Annotated in this window: 20 protein-coding genes; 7 read left to right on the top strand and 13 right to left on the bottom strand. The window is 64.2% G+C overall.

Annotation, left to right across the window (positions count from 1 at the left end; genetic code table 11):
• The 5 genes from EOA75_RS12235 to EOA75_RS12215 form a co-directional block, all read right to left on the bottom strand.
• The coding region (locus EOA75_RS12235; RefSeq protein ID WP_164747358.1) for a Gfo/Idh/MocA family oxidoreductase at positions 1-1,299 on the bottom strand (1,299 nt) is incomplete at its 3' end.
• A 55-nt stretch (positions 1,300-1,354) separates the two neighbouring features.
• A complete protein-coding gene (ugpC, locus tag EOA75_RS12230; protein ID WP_127324335.1) occupies positions 1,355-2,440 on the bottom strand; it encodes a sn-glycerol-3-phosphate ABC transporter ATP-binding protein UgpC in 1,086 nt (361 codons plus the stop codon).
• 12 nt (positions 2,441-2,452) lie between these two features.
• Complete coding sequence (locus EOA75_RS12225; protein ID WP_095776742.1) at positions 2,453-3,289, bottom strand: carbohydrate ABC transporter permease; 837 nt, start codon at positions 3,287-3,289, stop codon at positions 2,453-2,455.
• Entirely contained in the window at positions 3,286-4,146 is an 861-nt protein-coding gene (locus EOA75_RS12220; protein WP_127324334.1) for a sugar ABC transporter permease, read from the bottom strand. The genes EOA75_RS12225 and EOA75_RS12220 overlap by 4 nt, the downstream gene beginning before the upstream one ends.
• A 267-nt stretch (positions 4,147-4,413) precedes the next feature.
• Entirely contained in the window at positions 4,414-5,682 is a 1,269-nt protein-coding gene (locus EOA75_RS12215) for an ABC transporter substrate-binding protein (protein ID WP_127214477.1), read from the bottom strand.
• Between the two features lie 106 nt (positions 5,683-5,788).
• Between EOA75_RS12215 and EOA75_RS12210 the strand changes: the two genes are divergently transcribed.
• Positions 5,789-6,655, top strand: a complete 867-nt coding sequence (locus tag EOA75_RS12210) for a helix-turn-helix domain-containing protein (protein WP_095781997.1) — start codon at positions 5,789-5,791, stop codon at positions 6,653-6,655.
• Between the two features lie 10 nt (positions 6,656-6,665).
• On the opposite strand, the gene EOA75_RS12205 is transcribed toward EOA75_RS12210, so the two are convergent.
• The 3 genes from EOA75_RS12205 to EOA75_RS12195 are packed head-to-tail and all read right to left on the bottom strand — an operon-like array spanning position 6,666 to position 9,164.
• Complete coding sequence (locus EOA75_RS12205; protein WP_127324333.1) at positions 6,666-8,045, bottom strand: HAMP domain-containing sensor histidine kinase; 1,380 nt, start codon at positions 8,043-8,045, stop codon at positions 6,666-6,668.
• 4 nt (positions 8,046-8,049) lie between these two features.
• On the bottom strand, positions 8,050-8,430 hold the full coding sequence (locus EOA75_RS12200; RefSeq protein ID WP_095827380.1) for a YkvA family protein: 381 nt from the start codon (positions 8,428-8,430) through the stop codon (positions 8,050-8,052).
• Between the two features lie 56 nt (positions 8,431-8,486).
• A complete protein-coding gene (locus EOA75_RS12195; protein WP_127324332.1) occupies positions 8,487-9,164 on the bottom strand; it encodes a winged helix-turn-helix domain-containing protein in 678 nt (225 codons plus the stop codon).
• Between the two features lie 196 nt (positions 9,165-9,360).
• On the opposite strand from EOA75_RS12195, the gene EOA75_RS12190 reads away from it, so the two are divergent.
• Positions 9,361-9,993: an isoprenylcysteine carboxylmethyltransferase family protein gene (locus tag EOA75_RS12190; protein WP_127324331.1), complete on the top strand. Its 633-nt coding sequence runs from the start codon at positions 9,361-9,363 to the stop codon at positions 9,991-9,993.
• A 119-nt stretch (positions 9,994-10,112) separates the two neighbouring features.
• Positions 10,113-10,298, top strand: coding sequence for a hypothetical protein (locus tag EOA75_RS12185; RefSeq protein WP_127324330.1), 186 nt, complete (start codon positions 10,113-10,115; stop codon positions 10,296-10,298).
• Positions 10,299-10,337: 39 nt separating this feature from the next.
• On the opposite strand, the gene EOA75_RS12180 is transcribed toward EOA75_RS12185, so the two are convergent.
• On the bottom strand, positions 10,338-10,556 hold the full coding sequence (locus tag EOA75_RS12180; RefSeq protein ID WP_127239936.1) for a hypothetical protein: 219 nt from the start codon (positions 10,554-10,556) through the stop codon (positions 10,338-10,340).
• A gap of 91 nt (positions 10,557-10,647) precedes the next feature.
• Positions 10,648-11,409, bottom strand: a complete 762-nt coding sequence (locus EOA75_RS12175) for a COG4280 domain-containing protein (protein ID WP_127324329.1) — start codon at positions 11,407-11,409, stop codon at positions 10,648-10,650.
• Between the two features lie 204 nt (positions 11,410-11,613).
• On the opposite strand from EOA75_RS12175, the gene EOA75_RS12170 reads away from it, so the two are divergent.
• Together EOA75_RS12170 and EOA75_RS12165 are read left to right on the top strand one after the other, a co-directional pair.
• On the top strand, positions 11,614-13,107 hold the full coding sequence (locus EOA75_RS12170; RefSeq protein WP_127324328.1) for an aldehyde dehydrogenase family protein: 1,494 nt from the start codon (positions 11,614-11,616) through the stop codon (positions 13,105-13,107).
• 167 nt (positions 13,108-13,274) lie between these two features.
• Entirely contained in the window at positions 13,275-14,294 is a 1,020-nt protein-coding gene (locus EOA75_RS12165; RefSeq protein WP_095825128.1) for an LLM class flavin-dependent oxidoreductase, read from the top strand.
• Positions 14,295-14,394: 100 nt separating this feature from the next.
• On the opposite strand, the gene EOA75_RS12160 is transcribed toward EOA75_RS12165, so the two are convergent.
• From EOA75_RS12160 to EOA75_RS12150, 3 genes are all read right to left on the bottom strand, one after another.
• Entirely contained in the window at positions 14,395-14,628 is a 234-nt protein-coding gene (locus EOA75_RS12160) for a hypothetical protein (protein ID WP_164746687.1), read from the bottom strand.
• Positions 14,629-14,698: 70 nt separating this feature from the next.
• Entirely contained in the window at positions 14,699-15,142 is a 444-nt protein-coding gene (locus EOA75_RS12155) for a carboxymuconolactone decarboxylase family protein (protein WP_095776734.1), read from the bottom strand.
• A 112-nt stretch (positions 15,143-15,254) separates the two neighbouring features.
• Positions 15,255-16,331 carry a class I SAM-dependent methyltransferase gene (locus tag EOA75_RS12150; protein WP_127324336.1) on the bottom strand — a complete coding sequence of 359 codons (1,077 nt, stop codon included), beginning with the start codon at positions 16,329-16,331 and terminating at the stop codon, positions 15,255-15,257.
• A 192-nt stretch (positions 16,332-16,523) separates the two neighbouring features.
• On the opposite strand from EOA75_RS12150, the gene EOA75_RS12145 reads away from it, so the two are divergent.
• Positions 16,524-17,615, top strand: a complete 1,092-nt coding sequence (locus EOA75_RS12145; RefSeq protein ID WP_127324326.1) for a helix-turn-helix domain-containing protein — start codon at positions 16,524-16,526, stop codon at positions 17,613-17,615.
• Positions 17,616-17,760: 145 nt separating this feature from the next.
• A partial coding sequence (locus EOA75_RS12140; protein WP_164747357.1) for a substrate-binding domain-containing protein occupies positions 17,761-18,195 on the top strand: 435 nt, incomplete at its 3' end.

Raw genomic sequence — 18,195 nt, 5'->3', positions numbered from 1 at the left:
CACGCCGCGATTGCTCAGCCATTGCCCGAGCAGCGTCCCGGTGTAGCCGGCGCCATAGACGAAGCCGGTGTCGAACAGGTTGCCGCCGGCTTCGAAATAGGCGTCGAGCAGGATCGAGCCCGAGGAGAAGGTGCGGAAATCCTCGAAGCCGAGCGCCAGCCGCGAGACGGGCTTCGGCAGGCCGGGAATCGCGCGTTTGCCGATGGCGGTGCCGTTGGCGCCGAGCGGCCGGCCGGAGATGGTGTTGACGCGCTTAGCCGGCTTTTCGATCTCGTACTCCAGCCCGACGGCGGCGCGCCATTTGTCGAGAACGCGCAGCGTGCCCAGGCTGTCGGCCCAGCCCATGCCCGGCCAGGCGAATTCCTGGCGGCCGGCCAGGATCGCCTCGCCGGCGGCGTCAACCTCGAAGGAATAGAGGTGGCGGGTCTCGTTGACACTGATCACCTCGCGCGTGCCGCCGGACCGGATCACCTCGATCCGGCCCGGTCCGACGTCGCGGTTGCCACCGGCGAACCAGAAGTCCGGCACCTCGATTTGGCCGTTGGTGCCGAAAATGCGCAGGACATTGTCCTGGTTGAGCGAGATGCTGCACGAGACCTCGGCGACGATGCCGCCGGGGAAATGGAGCAGCGCCGAGGCCCATTCATCGACGCCGGACTGGCCGAGATGGGCCGCACCGACGACCTTGTCCGGCTCGAGGAAAGGCTTTCCCGCCGCGGCGCCGGCAATCAGCCGCGCCATCGAGACCGGGTAGCCGCCGACGTCGAGGATGCCGCCGCCGGCCAGCTCGTTGGCGTAGAGCCGGTGCTCCGGCATGAAGCCCGGCATAGCGAAGCCGAAGCTCGACTTGATCATGCGGACCTCGCCGATGGCGCCCGATTTGATCAGCTCGACCAGCTGCAGCGTCTGCGGATGCAGCCGGTACATGAACGCTTCGCCCAGGAAGGTGCCCGCTATTCGCGCCGCATGCATCATGGCGTCGGCCTCGAAGGCGGTGAGCGCCAGCGGCTTTTCGCACAGCACATGCTTGCCGGCTTCTGCCGCCTTGATCGCCCATTCGGCATGGCCTAGATGCGGGATCGAAATATAGACCGCATCGACGTCCTCGTCGGCAAGCAGCGCGTCATAGCCGTCGAGGATGCGCGCGCCCGGAAACGTCTCGGCAAGGCCCGGCTTGCCGGGATTGCGAGCGCCGAGCGCGACCAGTTCGCCGGTGCGCGACTGCGCCAGGCCGCCGGCAAAGGATTTGGCGATGCTGCCGGGTCCGAGAATGCCCCAGCGAATTTTTCCGGATGTCATGTCGAATTCTCCATGCGGTCGCCGCCACGCCTTCGCGATCGGGCAGAAAGGAAAGTCAGCGAATCCTGGCGCCTGTCTTGTCGAAGAGCAGCGAGCGCTCGGCCTTGATCGAGACGGTGAAGTGGTCGCTGCCGGCGCGCTGGCGCCTGGCCTCGCGCTCGATGATCAGCTCCTCCGGCCCGGCATCGGCGTAGACATAGCTGACCGAGCCCAGATGCTCGGCGACGTCGGCCTTCACCGGAATGTCGCAGTCGCCCTCGCCGGCCTCGAAGAAATGCTCCGGCCTGACGCCGAGCACGACCTCCGCGCCGGGCGCCGGCAAGGGGCCGCAGAGCGGCTTGCGCAGCCTAGCGCCGCCATGATTGACGAGCTCGACGGTCGCGGCGCTGTTGGACAAATCGACGACCTTCGCCGCGATGAAATTCATCTTCGGGGAACCGATGAAACCGGCGACGAAACGGTTAGCCGGATCGTCGTAAAGGTCGAGCGGGGCGCCGATCTGCTCGACATTGCCGGCCTTGAGCACGACGATGCGGTCGGCCAGCGTCATCGCCTCGGTCTGGTCGTGCGTCACATAGATCATGGTGACGCCGAGCTCCTTGTGCAGGCGCGAGATCTCGACCCGCATCTGCACCCGCAGCTCGGCGTCGAGATTCGAAAGCGGCTCGTCGAACAGGAAGACCTTCGGCTCGCGCACGATGGCGCGGCCGATGGCGACGCGCTGGCGCTGGCCGCCGGACAATTGCTTCGGCCGACGCTGCATCAGCTCGTCTATGCAAAGAATTTCGGCGGCGCGCTTGACCCGCCGTTCGGTGTCGGCCTTCGGATTGCCGTTCATGCGCAGGCCGAAGCTCAGATTCTGCTCCACCGTCATGTGCGGATAGAGCGCGTAAGACTGGAACACCATGGCGATGCCGCGGTCGGCCGGCTCGACATCGTTGACCACCTTGCCGCCGATGGCGATCTCGCCGCCGCTGATGTCCTCCAGCCCGGCGACCATGCGAAGAAGCGTGGACTTGCCGCATCCCGACGGGCCGACGAAGACGACGAACTCCCCGTCGGCAATGTCGATATTGGCGCCATGGACGACCTCGAAGGTGCCGAAACGCTTGACGACATTGGTGAGGGTGACGGCCGCCATCTCGTTCCTATCCTATTTGACCGCGCCGGCGGCGATGCCGGCGATGAAATGGCGCTGCAGCAGCACGAAGACGATCAGCATCGGCACGGTCAGCATGACGGCGCCGGCCATGATGCCGCCCCAGGACACCTTGGTCAGGCCGATCAGGGTGCCGAGCGCCACCGGCGCCGTCATCGCGCCGGGTTGGCTGTTGATCAAAAGCGGCCAGAGATAGTTGTTCCACGAGGCGAGGAAGAGGATGATGGCGAGGGCCGCCAGCATCGGCCGCGCCAAGGGCAGCGCCACGAACAGGAAGATGCGCCATTCCTTCACGCCTTCGACCCTCGCCGCGTCGAACAGCTCGGCCGGCATCATCGAAAAGGCCTGGCGCATGAAGAGCACGCCGAGCGAATTGAACAGCGGCGGCACGATCAGCGCGATCCAGGTGTTGGCGAGCTGGAAGTCGCGCGCCACCATGATGAATTGCGGGATCAGCACCACGGCGTAGGGAAGCGTGATGGTGCCGAAGATGATCGCCACCACCACGCCCTTGCCGAGGAAGTCGTAGCGCGCCAGCGCCCAGCCGGCCATCGAGGTCAGCAGCACCGAGAGAAAGGTGTAGGTCACCGCCACCGAGACCGAGATGCCGATCGCGCCGACGAAATTGGTGTCGCGCTGCAGATTGTTGAAATTGTCGAGGAAGCTGTCATGCGGCAGAAGCTCGATGCCGGGGCTGAAGATGCCGTTGTCGGGCATGGTGGAGAACACCACCATCATCCACAGCGGGAACAGCCAGATCAGCGCCAGCGGCGTCAGGACGAGATGCAGCAGGATGCTGCGTCCAAGCCGCCTTTGCGAGCGCGAGGTCATTTCGGCTCCCTCGTCAGCCAGAGCTGCACCAAAGTGATGGCGATGGCGAGGCCCGCCATGGTGTAGGCGATCGCCGAGGCATAGCCGAAATTGAGCGAGCGGAAGCCCTGGCGGTAAAGCAGGAGGCCAAGGGTTTCGGTGCCGCCGCCCGGCCCGCCGCGTTCGGTGATCAGGAAGGGCTCGGTGAAGAGCTGCATGGTGCCGATGATCGACAGCACGGCGCAAAAGACGATGACCGGCTTCAACAGCGGCAGGGTGATGTAAAAGAACTGCTTCAGCTTGCTGACGCGGTCGAGCGTGGCGGCCTCGTAGACGTCATCGGGAATGGATTGCAGGCCGGCAAGAATGATGATGGCGTTGTAGCCGGCCCAGCGCCAGGTCACCGCGATCATGATCAGCGCCATGGCCGGCGTGACGTTGGAGAACCAGTCGATCTTCTCCAGGCCGACGCTGCTCAACAGCTTGTTGACGATGCCGAAATCGAGGCTGAACATCAGCCGGAACACCGCCGAATAGGCGACCTCGCCGACCACGACGGGGGCGAAGAACGCAAAGCGGTAGAGGCCGCGCGCCTTGAGCAGCGGCGAATTCAAAAGCACCGCCATCACGACCGCCAGCGAGATCATCACCGGAACCTGGATGACGAGGATAAGCAGCGTGTTCTTCAGCGCGTTGAAGAAGGCGGGATCGCCGATCAGGCGGCCCCAGTTGAAGGTCGGCGCGAAGCGCCACGGCACGGTGCGGGTCGCCTGGAAGGAGATCAGGAAGGAGCTGATGATCGGCCAGATCCAAAAGATGGCGAAGATCAGGAGATAAGGCGTGAGGAAGCGATAGGCGGTGGCGTTGCGGTAGCGCATCGTGTTCCTCCTCCTTCCAGTTTCGGGTCGCGCCTTCCTAGCGGGCGCGGTCTTGATCATGTGTTGAATTGCTGGAGCAGTGCCAATGGTCGATGCAGGCGCTGCCCTGTCTTGCCTTCTCCCCTTGTGGGAGAAGGTGGCCGCGAAGCGGCCGGATGAGGGGTGTTCCAGCTTGGCAACGACGGCAATCCGTCCAACACCCCTCATCCGTCTTGGCGCTAGGCGCCAATCCACCTTCTCCCACAAGGGGAGAAGGAAAAGCGACGCTCACTTGACCGGCAGGCCGGTCGCAGAGGCGATCTGGCTTGCGGCGTCGTCGAGCGCGGCCTTGGCATCGGGATAGCCGCCGGCAAGATACTTGGTCTGCACGGCCCGCACGATGATCTCGGCATCGCTCTGGAACTGCGTGCCGCGGCTCGGCACGACCTTCGGCAGCGTGGCGAGGATATCCTTCCAGACCGCCTGGCCGCCCCAATAGGGCTGGCCCTGCGCGACGTAAGGATCGTCGAGCGCGGAAATCAGCGACGGCACCAGGCCGAAATCCTTCAGCATGGTGATCTGGCCTTCATTGGTCTCCAGCGTGTATTTCAGATAGGCGTAGGCCGCTTCCTTGTTCTTGCTGGCCGAGGTGATGGCCAAAGAGGAGCCGCCGAGATTGGCGGCGCGCGGGCCGTCGGCGGTCAGGCTCGGCATCAGGTAGACGCCCCATTTGCCGCTCTCCTTCGGCGATTCGGTGCGGATGGTGCCCTCATACCAGCCGCCATAGACCTGGGTGGCGACCGTGCCGGCGGTGTTGTTGGTGATCTTGGTCGACCAGTCGGCGGAAGAAACGATGCCGGCGTCCTTCATTTCCTTGACCTTGGTCATGGCGTCGACGCATTTCGGCTGGTTGACCGTGATCGACTGGCCGTCCTCGGCGAAATAGGCGCAGCCCTGCTCGTTGGAGATCATGCGGAAGAATTCGGTATCGCCGTTGAAGTCGGCGTTGGTCATTGTGACGCCGGGGTTGGCGGCCTGGATCTTCTTGCCGGCGGCGATGAAATCATCCCAGGTCTTGATCGATGCGGGGTCGACGCCGGCCTTCTCGTAGAAGTCGCGTCGGTAGAAGACGGCGACCGGGCCGGAATCCCAGGGCATGGCATAGGCCTTGTCGCCGACTTCGAGCTCGGTGCGCTTGAAATCGGGGAATTTCTTCTGGTCTTCCGCGCTGTAACCCAGCGTGTGCAGGTCGACGAAGCAGTCCGGGAACTGGCTCCAATAGTTCTCGGCCTCGCCGTTCTCGATCGAGACGATGTCGGGCAGGCCGACGCCACCGGCGGCGCAGCCGGCGATCGACTTGTCATAGGTCGGCTGGTTGCCGAGGTCCTGAACGGTGACCTTGATGTCGGGGTACTTCTTGTTGAAGCCCTCGACGGTGGCCTTCAGCGACGAAGCGGCGATGTTCCAGCTCCAGATCGTCAGTTCGCCCGATTGCGCCAAAGCGGGGCCGGAGCCCAGGGCAAGCAAAAGCGCGGCGCAGGTCAGTGTGGTGCGCATTGAAATCCTCCCATTTCGTTTGCTCTCTCACCGTGAGCCTGGCTAGATTATGCGGCGCGGAAGGCTTGTCCCCGACAAAGGGAATAAGAAATTGGCGGAAAGTAAGATGCCGGAGCGTCCGTTCTACCAGCCAGGCGCGAGCAGCGTCGAAGGTCTGCCGCTGGCCTTGCAGATGTTCCACAACCAGCCGTTGGTGATGCTGAAGCCGCATTGGCACGCCCAGGTCGAGGTCAACTTCATCGTGCGCGGCAGCGTGCACTACCGCATGGCCGAGCATGAGATCGCGCTCTCGGCCGGCGACATGTGCCTGTTCTGGGGCGGGCTGCCGCACCAGATGGATGATCTCACCGATGACGCGATCTATGCCGGCGCGCATCTGCCGCTGGTGCATTTCTTCAGGCTGCATCTGCCGGCCGATGTCCGGCACCGGCTGATGACGGGTGCGACGCTGGTGACGAATGCCACCGACCAGTCCGACAACGACAATTTCAAGCGCTGGAACGAGTATGCGCGCTCGGGCGATGCGGCCAAGGCCGAACACGCCGTCAACGAGCTGCTCTTGCGGTTGGAGCGGGTGCGCTTCGAGCCGTACCGGCTGGTGCCGGCAACAGCGTCCGGACACGGGGCCGGCAGCGCCTTCGACCAGCAGTCCTCGCGCAATGTCGGGCGCATGTGCGATTTCATCGCCGAGAATTTCCTCTACGACATCGACTGCGTGAACATCGCGGCGGCGGCCGACATCCATCCGAAATACGCCATGAGCCTGTTCAAGAAATCGACCGGCATGACGCTCAACGAATATGTCAATCTGCTGCGGCTGAGCTATGCCCAGGCGCTTTTGATGCATGAGGGCGCCAATGTGCTGAAGGTCGCCATGGACTCGGGCTTCGGCTCGCTCAGCGCCTTCAACAAGTCGTTCCGCAAGCTTGCCGGCATGTCGCCCTCCGATTTCCGCAGGGCGGGCGTGCGCTGAAGCCTGCCCGTCAGGCGGCGGGCTCCCTCACCGCGGGGAAGTCGACGATGACGGCGAGCCCTGGATGATTGTCCTCCAGCGTGATTGACGCGCCATGCAGGTCGGCGACCGCCTTGACGAGGCTCAAGCCAAGGCCGCTGCCCGGCGTCGTGCGGCTGGAATCCAGCCGGTAAAGCCGCTGAAAGACCTTTTCGCGCTCGCCGGCCGGAATGCCGGGTCCATCGTCGCGGACATGGACGAGGACACGGTCGCCCTGCGTTGTCACCGACAGCTCGATCGCTGTGCGCGGTGGACAATGCCTGAGCGCGTTCTCGACCAGGTTGGCGAGCATCTGCATCAGCAGGTCGCGGTCACCGTGGACGTACCATTTCGTCTCCGGAACGAGGTCTGTCGACAAGGACTTCCCGTCATCCTCGGCGACGTCGGCATAGACCTCGCCGATGGTGTCGACGACACTGCCGACGTCGAGATCGACGAAGCGCGCCCTGCGCGCGCCGGCCTCGATCTGGGCGATGCGCAGCAGCGCATCGAAGGTGTCGTTGATCTGCCGGCTTTCGCTGCGCGCATCGGCCAGCTCGGCCGAAACGGTCTCGCCGGAGGCGGTCTTGTCGGCGGCCTGCTCCAGGATCATCTGCAGGCGGTTGAGCGGCGTCTTCAGGTCGTGCGCGATGTTGGCGCTCACCTCCCGCATGCCGTCGACCAGGCCCGACAAGCGGTCGAGGGCTGCGTTCACCTGGGTGGACACGGCGTCGATGTCGTCGCCACTGCCGGTCAACGGGATGCGCGCGTCGAGCCGTCCGTGCGAGACGTCGACCATGGTGGCGGCAATGCCGTCGAGCCGCCGCTGGACGCGCGAGGCGAGCAGGGCGCCGCCGGCAATGGCGAGCCCGGTGATGACCAGCGTGCCCCAGCCGAAGCTCATCAGCACGATGGTCTTCAGCTCGTCCGTCTCGGCAAGCGAGAAGGCAACCGTCAGATTGTTGCCGCCGACCTCGCCGGTATAGGCGCGGTACATCGTGTCGGGCGGCACCCCCGGCAATCTGGCGGCGAACATCGAGAAACCGTCGGGCAGGCCGGAGGCGGTGAAATTGCCTGCCAGACGGTTGCCGGCGGGGTCGGTCAGCGAGAAAAGCTGGTCCTTGTCGGGGCTGAGGTCGGCGTTGTTGTTGACCGAGGCGACAAGATCCTCCTTGTCGTTGGCTGCATAGGTCAGGGCAACGACCGAATAGGTCTCCTTGATGGACTTATCGAGCCGCCTCGTCAGATCGGCGCTCATCAGCTGATAGACGACCGCGCCGGACAGGATGAAGGCGAGCACGAAAAGGAAGGCAAAGGTCAGTGCCAGGCGGAACGGCGTGCTGCGCAGCAGGCTGGGGCGTGCCTCCTTCATCGTTTCAGGCGGGGCTCGGCCAGAACAGCCATAGCAGGGCCAGGGCCGCCACGATCCAGACGGCAATCATGAAGATCAGACCGGTCAGGCTGACCGGTCTGGTGCTGCGCGTGGCGGTGTCGCGGAATTCCCGCATGAGCCCGGCCGGAACCAGCTTTACCGCAAGCAGGATGCCGAGCGGAACGATCACAAGATCGTCCAGATAGCCGATGATCGGAATGAAATCCGGAATGAGGTCGACGGGGCTCAGCGCATAGGCTGCGACCGCACCGGCCACGACCTTCGCGTACCAGGGGACGCGCGGATCGCGGGCGGCAAGCCAGAGCGCCACGACGTCGCGCTTCATGCGAAGCGCCCATTGCCTTGCGGAGTCCAGCATCGCCATGTCGCTTATATACGGACAGCCGGCCGGAGGCGCGAGATGCGATCAGGCATGGATCGTCAACCCTGCGCGTGCAGGCTGTAGCCGGTGTTGCGCACGGTATGGATGAGCGGCACGTCGAACGGCCTGTCGACCTTGGCCCTGAGCCGGCTGATATGGGTTTCGACGACGCTGGTCTTGGGGTCGAAATGGAAGTCCCAGACGCGCTCCAGAAGCATGGTGCGGGTAATCACCCGGCCCTCGCCGCGCATCAGCACTTCGAGCAGGCTGAACTCCCGGGGCTGCAGGTCGATGGTCCTGCCCTGCCTGGTCACGCGCCGCATGATCAGGTCCATTTCGAGGTCGGCAACACGAAGGCTGGTCTTCTGCTCCTGCGCCGCCGGCCTCCGGCCGAGCGCGTTGATGCGGGCAAGCAGTTCGGAAAAGGCGAAGGGCTTGACCAGATAGTCGTCGCCGCCGGCCTCCAGCCCTTCCACCCGGTCGTCGACGCCGCCGATCGAGGTCAGGAATATCGCCGGCGTCTTGATGCCCGCCGCTCGCACCGCCTTGATCATCGACAGGCCGTCGAGACCGGGGACCATACGGTCGGCAACGATGACGTCATAGGCATTGCGGGTTGCCGCGGCGAGCGCTTCGTGGCCATTGCGCAGGAGATCGCAGGCGTGCCCGGCCTTGCTCAGTCCCCTGACGATGTAGTCGGCAGTCCTTGGGTCATCCTCAACCAGCAGCAGTCGCATCTTGGCCTATCGTCCGGTGTCGAGTTCAAGCGGCACGGTAGCATCGGCGAGGCCCCATTCCCACAAGCCGGACTTACGCAGGCCTGTCCGGATCCTTACAAATTCGTAAGAATGATCGAAAATAATGGGAAGACCTCGCCGCCGGGCGCGAGAAAGGTTAGGGGAGCGCTGGCCCGGCCGGAGTGACTCAAATCGAATGGCTTACACATCGCTCAAGTCAGCGCCAAAGGCCTTCGACCAGCACAAGCGCCTGATCGTCGTCCAGGTCGCCGCAGTGACGGCCATCGTCTTGCTGCTGTTTGCCAAGCCGTTCCTCAGCGAGGGCTCGAGCGGACACGAGCTGATGGAGACGGCCGGCTTCGGCTTCGTGCTCGTCTGCTTTCTCGGCCGGCTGTGGAGCATTCTTTATGTCGGCGGCAGGAAGAACGACGAGCTGGTCGTCTCCGGTCCGTTCTCGATGAGCCGCAATCCGCTCTATTTCTTCTCGATCATCGGAGCGGTGGGTATCGGGCTGATGTTCGGATCGGTGCTGGCCGGGGCGATGCTTGGGCTTGCAAGCTTCCTCGTCTTCCGGTTCACCGCCGGACGGGAGGCCGAGTTCCTGTCCGGCAAATTCGGCGCCGCCTACACGGCTTATGCCGAGCGGACGCCGCGTTTCTGGCCGAATCCGATGCTCTACCGCGATGAGGCCCAATGGGTCTTTTCCACCAGCGCGCTGAAAAGCACGTTCCGGGACGGTCTATATTTTCTGGCCTTCTTTCCGCTTATCGAGGCGGTCGAGCATTTTCGTATGATCGGCATGCTGCCGACCTTGTTCACAATCTACTGATTGCGATTGGGCGCTTTAAAAAGCCCGGCGATTGCACCCAAAAGAAGTCAGGGGCAATGCCTTGAGTCCGAGCTGGCGAAGCATATACCTGTTTATGACTTGGGCTGTTGGGCTGCGTGATGGCAATTCGCACATTGAAACACGATACGCTCGGACGGTTGTCGGTGTTTGAACTCGACGCGTTGCGGGAAGCTTTCAAGCGATCGGTTCGCGAGAACAACGTCACGGAAATCCAGTGGGCCGAGCACGCCGAGCTTTTCGTCAAAAGCGCGATCGGCGAGGAAAGTCGCACACTGCGAGTCTAAAGCGCGGCGCGTTTCGCCCGCGCCACCCATCAGGCCGGCTTAGCCTTTGTCTCCGCCGCGCGTGCCGCGCCTCGTGCTTTCCCAAAGGATCGCCAGGCAGCCGATCAGGATCAGGGCGCCGCCGACGACCGGCGGCAGCGCCAGAAGCTTCACGGCGCCGGCGACCAAAGCGATCAGAAGCAGTGCCAGAAGCGCAAGGCTGCCGTCGTCGACGAACATGCCGACGAGCTCCTTCAGGACGAGGCGGACGATTTTCATCGGGCAATTCCCTTCGAGCGGTCACCATTTCCGGGGCAACGGCAAACCGCTCTGTTTCTTCCTTGATCGCAATTCCGCACGGGAAACCGCTTCACGCTTTTCCTGGAATTGCTTTGGCAGCAGCCGCGTAGACGTTGCGCAGCCAGCGCACCATGGCGAAGGATGCCGCGGCGATGACGACGAAGATGGCAAGCAGCGCAAAATCCTCGCCCGGCCATTCGGCGCCGAGGCCTTCGCCTGTCCAGAACACGCCGAAACTGGTCAGCATCAGGCCGACCACGAATTTGAGCGCATTTTCCGGCACCCGCGCCAGCGGCCGGTGCATGGCGAGGCCGATCAGCATCACAAGCACGAATGCGGCCAGCGCTCCGAGACCGGCATAGAGCGTCTGGCCATGCGCGGTCCCGACCGCAATAACGATGAACACCACCTCGACTCCTTCGAGCAGCACCGCCTTGAAGGCCGCCACGCCGGCCAGATAGCCGGCGCGACGATCGTTGGCGTAGCGGGTCAGCGCGTCGGTTTCCCTGGAAAAGGCTGCCTCTTCGTCGCGGAGCGCGATGATCCCGGCGCTGCGCAGGATCGCCTTGCGCAGCCAGCGCATGCCGAACAGGATAAGAAGCACGCCGACCACGAATTGCAGGAGCGTGATCGGGATCAGCTGCAGCAGCGGTCCGAAAGCCAGCACCAGCGCCGCCAGCACGGCGAGCGCCGAGACGGCGCCTGTCAGCGCCGGCCGCCAGCCGCGCGTCACGCCGACGGCCAGCACGATGGTGAAGGCTTCGACCACCTCGACAAAGGACGCCAGGAACGAAGCGGCCACGGTGGAGAGAACGGGCGTCAGGTCATGCATGAATGGCTACCGAGGTCCGTGTTTCGCCGCCCTTTTCGGAAGGCGGGGCCGGTTCAGCCTTGTTCAACAGGCGATGACGCACAAAGTATGGCGGATGGACAAATCAGCCGTCGCCGGCTGCACATTCTCGACCGCGGCGGCGAACTTGCGCCCGTGCGCAGGCCGGTGGCATAAGGCCATGCTCATCAGAGGAAGCGGCTTCAGATGACGTTATCGGTGAGAGACCTTCCCCTGCGCACGCCGATCGACGGCCGGCACCGGCAGATGATGATCGACGGTGAGTGGCGCGATGCGGTGAGCGGCCGGACTTTCGAGACGCGCAACCCCGCCACCGGCGCGGTGCTGGGCACCGTGCCGCTTGCGGATTCCAAGGACGTCGACCTGGCAGTGGCCGCCGCGCGGCGCGCCTTCGAGGGACCGTGGAGCCGCCTCAAGCCCTATGAGCGCCAGCTGCTGCTGTTGAAGATCGCCGATCTCATGGAACGGCATTGGGAAGAGTTGGCGCTTTCCGACACCACCGACATGGGCATGCCGATCACCCGCACTTTGGCCAACCGCAACCGCGTGCTCGGCATGCTGCGCTTCTATGCCGGCATGGCGACGTCGATCCACGGCCAGACGATCGGCAATTCGCTGCCCGGCGAGATCGTCTCCTACACGCGCAAGGAGCCGGTCGGCGTGGTCGGCGCGATCATTCCGTGGAATGCGCCCACCGCCGCCTCGATCTGGAAGATCGGCCCAGCCCTGGCCACCGGCTGCACCATCGTGCTGAAACCGTCGGAAGAGGCACCGCTGACGCCGCTTCTGATCGCCGACCTGATGCAGGAGGCCGGCGTGCCGCCGGGCGTCGTCAACGTCGTGACCGGCACGGGCGCGGAAGCCGGTGCGCCGCTCGCGGCGCATATGGATGTCGACAAGGTGGTCTTCACCGGCTCGACCGCCACCGGCCAGGCGATTCTGCGCGCCTCGGCCGCCAACATGAAGCGCGTGTCGCTGGAGCTAGGCGGCAAATCGCCGGTGATCGTGCTCGCCGATGCCGACATCGAGCGCGCCGTGCCGGTGGCGGCCATGTCGGTCTTCGCGAATTCCGGCCAGGTCTGCATCGCCGGCTCCCGGCTCTTCGTCGAACGGCCGATCTATGACGAATTCGTCGAACGCGTCGCGGCCTTCGCGGCAAAGCTGCGGATCGGCGACGGCGCCGACCCCGAGACCGAGATCGGACCGCTGATCTCGCCAAGACAGCTCGAGCGCGTGACGGGCTTCATCGCGGACGGCGCGCGCGAGGGCGCGCGGCTGGTGACAGGTGGTGAGCGCATCACCAAGGGCGCGCTGGCCGCAGGCAATTTCATGACGCCCGGCGTGTTTTCCGGCGTCACCGACGGCATGCGCATCGCGCGCGAGGAAATCTTCGGGCCGATCATCTCGGCGCTGCCCTTCGACACGCTGGACGAAGCGGTGCGGCGCGGCAACGACACGCCCTACGGTCTCGGCGCCGGCGTGTTCACCAAGGATGTCGGCAAGGCGCACCAGCTCGCCAACCGGCTGCGCGCCGGCTCGGTCTGGGTCAACACCTATCACGCGATCGACCCGGCCGTGCCGTTCGGAGGCTACAAGATGAGCGGTTACGGCCGCGAGGGCGGCGCCGAGCATCTCGACGAATATCTCAACACCAAGGGCGTCTGGATCCGGATCGATTGACGGTCTGTATCCGGTCGCGTTTCGTTGAATAGCCGCACGGCTTCAACTATTTGCGTTGCATTGCGCAATTCCGCGGCGGAACGCCGTCGCACGTTTTCCTGGTATTGCGCTGGAGCAACACAAGAACACGAGCGGTTCAGCGGGCCGCCCGACGCGGAACGGAGCGCATGAAGAAGATCGGATTTCTGTCGTTCGGGCACTGGTCGCCCGCCCCGCAATCGGGCACGCGCTCGGGCGCCGACGCGTTGCTGCAGTCGATCGACCTTGCAGTCGCGGCCGAGGAGCTCGGCGCCGACGGCGCCTATTTCCGCGTCCACCATTTCGCCCGCCAGCTCGCCTCGCCGTTTCCGCTGCTTGCCGCGGCCGGCGCGAAGACCAAGCGTATCGAGCTCGGCACCGCCGTCATCGACATGCGCTACGAGAACCCGCTCTACATGGCCGAAGATGCGGGTGCGGCCGACCTCATCGCCGGCGGCCGGCTGCAGCTCGGTATCAGCCGCGGCTCGCCCGAGCAGGTGATCGATGGCTGGCGCTATTTCGGCTACGTGCCGGAAGAGGGCAAGACCGATGCCGACATGGCGCGCCGCCACGCCGAGATCCTCCTCGATCTGTTGCGCGGCGAAGGCTTCGCCCAGCCCAATCCGCGGCCGATGTTTCCCAATCCCCCTGGGCTGCTCAGGCTCGAGCCGTTCTCGGCCGGCCTGCGCGAACGCATCTGGTGGGGCGCGGCCACCAACGCCACCGCCGAATGGGCGGCCAAGCTCGGCATGAACCTGCAGAGCTCGACGCTGAAATTCGACGAGGGCGGCCAGCCGCTGCACATCCAGCAGGCTGAGCAGATAAGAGCCTTCCGCGCAGCCTGGAAGGAAGCCGGCCATGCGCGCGAGCCGCGCGTGTCGGTGAGCCGCAGCATCTTCGCCTTGGTCAACGACATGGACCGCGCCTATTTCGGCGGCAGCGAGGGCGAGGATCATTTTGGCTATATCGAGCCGGAAAAGCGCGCCGTTTTCGGCCGTACCTACGCCGCCGAGCCGGATCTGCTGGTTGAGCAGCTCAGGCAAGACGAGGCGATCGCCGAGGCCGACACGCTGCTTCTCACCGTGCCCAACCAGCTCGGCGTCGACTACAACGCCCATGTCATCGAGGCGATCCTGAAGCACGTCGCGCCGGCACTCGGCTGGCGGTGATCAATCGAGCGATTCGACGGCCGCGAGGCGAGACCAAACTCGATTTCGGGGCCATGATCGAATCGGCGCACCCGATGCTTTGAGGCACTGCCACCGGCAATCAGCTCGCTGCGCCAGTGTACCGCTCGCGCACGATCCGGGTGATGTGGACCACGTTCAGGCCGATGAAGAAGACGTTCCATGCCACGACGTTCAACATCGGGACGGGCTGGCAGTAGAAGTATACTGCCAGGCAGGTTGCCGCCGTCAGGGTGAGCATTCGCAGGCGCAGCATGTCCATTGTGAAGTAGGCAATCACGTAAAGAATGTTCGCCGCGTTGATGAGCAGTTCCATGAGAGTTCCCATGTGGTGGGGCGTGCAGGAAGGGGCGGTGCCCGGTTGAAACGCCGGGCACCGCCTGCCGTCAGTCGCCGCCAAATTCGGTCTTGAAGGTTTCGAAGTCGATCTGCAGGCCATTCAGCACGGCGCTCCAGTGCCGGACGTAGCCGGCATGGGCCACGGCTTCGGCGACCTCCTCGTCGGTGGCGCCGCGGTCCTTGGCCATCTTGGTTTCCAGCCAGATGCAGTAACGGCACGGAATCTGCGCCGCCACCGCGACGTTGATGAGCGACTTTACCTTCGGTTCGAGAGCGTTGTTCTTGGGTTGAAGCTCGAGACCCTTGAACATCGCCCAAGCGCCGGCGACTGCCGACTTTGGATAGGCCTTGATATGGCTCGGCACGATGCCGAGCGTCGCCTCGATTTCCTTGTAGGTCTGCTCGGCCGCCGGCAGTTCCTGCGCAACGGCGAGCGGTGCGGCAAGTACGGTAGCGATGGCGAAGCCTATGCCTGTGAGAATGTTTTTCATGATCAGTCTCCTGTTTGTTGGGATCGAAGGGATTGCCGCCCGCCCCGCGCCCCCTTTGCGCCGCGAGGCCGGAAGTCGTCCGCTGCGACCGACCGGTGTTAGCTTTCGAAGGTCAGAGCCGGGCCTCGAGGACCAAGTTGAACGGCGTCTCGAAGGCACGACGGAAACGGGTGAACCCGGCCTTGCGGAACACTTCCGCCAGCCGTGCCTCGCCGGCCTGGGCGCCCAGCACGAGGCGGCCGCCGTCCGAAATAGCGTGGGCGCAGCAGATGGTGGTGGAGGCCGCGTAATACATTCTCGCCACCGGCGAGATGTTGTCCTCGACCCGGTCATTGGCGAAAGGCTCGACCAGCATCACCGTCCCGTCCGGCGCCAGCGCCTTTGATGCATGCACTGCCGCGGCGACAGGATCGCCCATGTCATGCAGGGCATCAAAGAAGCAGATCAGATCGTAGCCGCTGCCCGGGTAGTCGTCGGCCCGCGCCTTTTCGAACGCCACGCGCCCTTCCAAGCTCTGCTTGGCGGCGCCGCGACGGGCCTCCACCAGCGAGTCTTCGTGATTGTCGAAGCCATGGAAGCGGGAAGCCGGAAAGGCCTTTGCCATGAGCGCCGTCGAATGGCCGTGGCCGCACCCGATGTCGGCAACAAGCGCACCAGTCCTGAGCTTCTCGACGACGCCCTCCAGGGATGGCAGCCATTCGCTCACGAGACTGGCCTTGTAGCCGTTCCGGTAAAAGGCGGCCACGCCGCAGGCCAGGCGTCCGTCATGATCTCCCCAGGCGATGCCCTTGCCGGTGCGGAAAGCCTCTACGGCCTTCTCTTCGTCGGCCCACATCGAAGCGGGCACCGCCCAAGCGTTGGGAATGAAGACGGCGCTGTCCTCGTCGGCGAGCACGACTTCCTGTTCGGGTGTCAACTCGTAGGTGTCGCTGACCGGGTGGTAGACGATATAGCCGCCCGCCACTTGGGAATTGAGCCATTCGCGTACGTAACGTTCGGCACAGACGGCCCGCCCCGCGAGCGCGCGGGCACTGAGGGGTCCGAGGCCCGCCATGGCCTTGTAAAGACCGAGACGGTGGCCGAGGCTGATCATGACTCCGCCGTAGCCGGCCGAAATATCACCGATCGCTCGCGCGACGAGCGCATCGAGTTTTGCCGGATCGATCTTATGGTTGTGGGTATGCTCCATGTCCAAGTCTCCTGTCCAAGCGCTCGGGCAATCCCGAGGCAGCGGCTGAATCGCAGGAACAGGGAAGAAACGGGAGAGCACGACTCTCCAGAATCGGGCCATTTGTGCCACTGGCCCGTCGTCAGGAGAGAAACTGGCGGCCGCGCGCGCCGGGCGCTATGGTTGCGGCACCTGCGACATGGATTAGCCGACATGCATCGTCACTTCACCACTGCCGCATCCGAGCCGCTTCACGTGAGTCTGGTGGCCATTCCAGAGGCCGTGGTGTCCACGTTGTCGGGCATCTTCGACGTGATGAATGCCTTCAAAATAATGCCGCTGCCGGGCAGCGAGCCGCGCCAGGCTCCGCCCTTCGAGATTGAGATCGTCGGCCTAGAAACGGGCGCTCTGGAACTGGCCAGCCGCGTGCCGGTCATGGTTCAGCGAAGTGTGGCGGAGGTGGATATGACCGACATCGTCATTGTTCCTTCGATCCTGCTTGGGCCGAACGGCTGGCGAAAGGACCTGCATCCGGAACTGATCGAGTGGTTCCGCGCCATGCATGCCCGCGGCGCGCTCTTGTGCTCGGCGTGCTCAGGCATCTTCCTGCTTGCCGAAACCGGTCTGTTCGATGGCGTGGACGCGACCGTGCATTATGGCTACGCCGGCGACTTCGGCCGGACGTTTCCACAGGTGCCTATCCACCCGGATCGTGTGCTGGTGGTGTCGGGCAAGCGAGAGGAGCTCATCTCCTCGGGTGCTTCCATGACCTGGCATGATCTGGTGTTGTACCTGATCGCCCGACACGCCGGCGCGACCGCAGCCCAGGCCGTGGCGCGCTCATTCGCGCTGCAGTGGCATCAGGACGGTCTTGCGCCCTACATCATCTTTGAGGGCCGCAAGGATCATGGCGATCTTGCCGTTCAGGCGGCGCAGGACTTGATCGCCACCCGATTTTCGGTCGCCAATCCCATAGAAGAGATGATCCGCTGCGCCCAGCTCACGGAGCGCACCTTCAAACGCCGTTTCACGAGTGCGACCGGCCTGAGCCCGATCGCCTATGTACAGCGCTTGAGGATCGAGGACGCCAAGCGCCGACTGGAGCGCACCGACGCGTCAATCGACGACGTCAGCTGGCACGTCGGGTACGAAGAGCCTGCGTTCTTCCGTCGCTTGTTCAAACGTGTGACGGGGCTGGCGCCCGGCGCATACCGCAAGCGGTTCAAGATCCCCGCCTATGCGCAAAGGCATTTGCCCGACGAGAGCGTCGAACTCCGGCTGGGAAATAGCCAGCGGCAGACCTAAGCCGGGCCGACGCTGCGATATCCGCCCGGCAGGCCGCTCGGGTACGCTTCCTCCGCGAGCGTGTTGACATCCGACGAAGACAAGCAGTAGTTTTTTGGCGTAATCGGTTACGTAACCGATTACGCCCATTCAGGAGGAGGAAAGCATGAGCAAGGTTTCAAGTACCCGCGGGCTCGACCTGGGATCGTTCTCGCGTCGTCGGTTCCTCAAGACAAGCGCGCTGGCGGCCGGCGCGCTTGCGCTGCCGTTCGGTTCGGCGTTTGCGGCCGACAAGCCGAAGGCAGGCCTGGTCATGAAGTCTTTGGCCAACGAGTTCTTCAAGCAGATGCAGGCCGGCGCGGAGGACTATGCGGCCAAGAACAAGGACAAGTTCGATTTCGCCGCCGTCGGCATGAAGGACGAGCGCGATTTCGCCGCGCAAGTCGATGCGATCGAGAACTTCATCACCCAGAACTACAACATCATCGTCGTGGCGCCGGCCGATTCGAAGGCGATGGTCACGCCGATCGCCAAGGCGCTGAAGGCCGGCATCAAGGTCATCAACATCGACGTCGCGCTCGACGATGAGGCCAAGAACTGT

It is taken from the genome of Mesorhizobium sp. M1A.F.Ca.IN.022.07.1.1 (genome assembly GCF_003997575.1).
Classification (GTDB): Bacteria; Pseudomonadota; Alphaproteobacteria; order Rhizobiales; family Rhizobiaceae; genus Mesorhizobium.
Note: the sequence above shows the minus strand (reverse complement) of the source record. Positions and strands in the feature narration are given on the sequence as shown.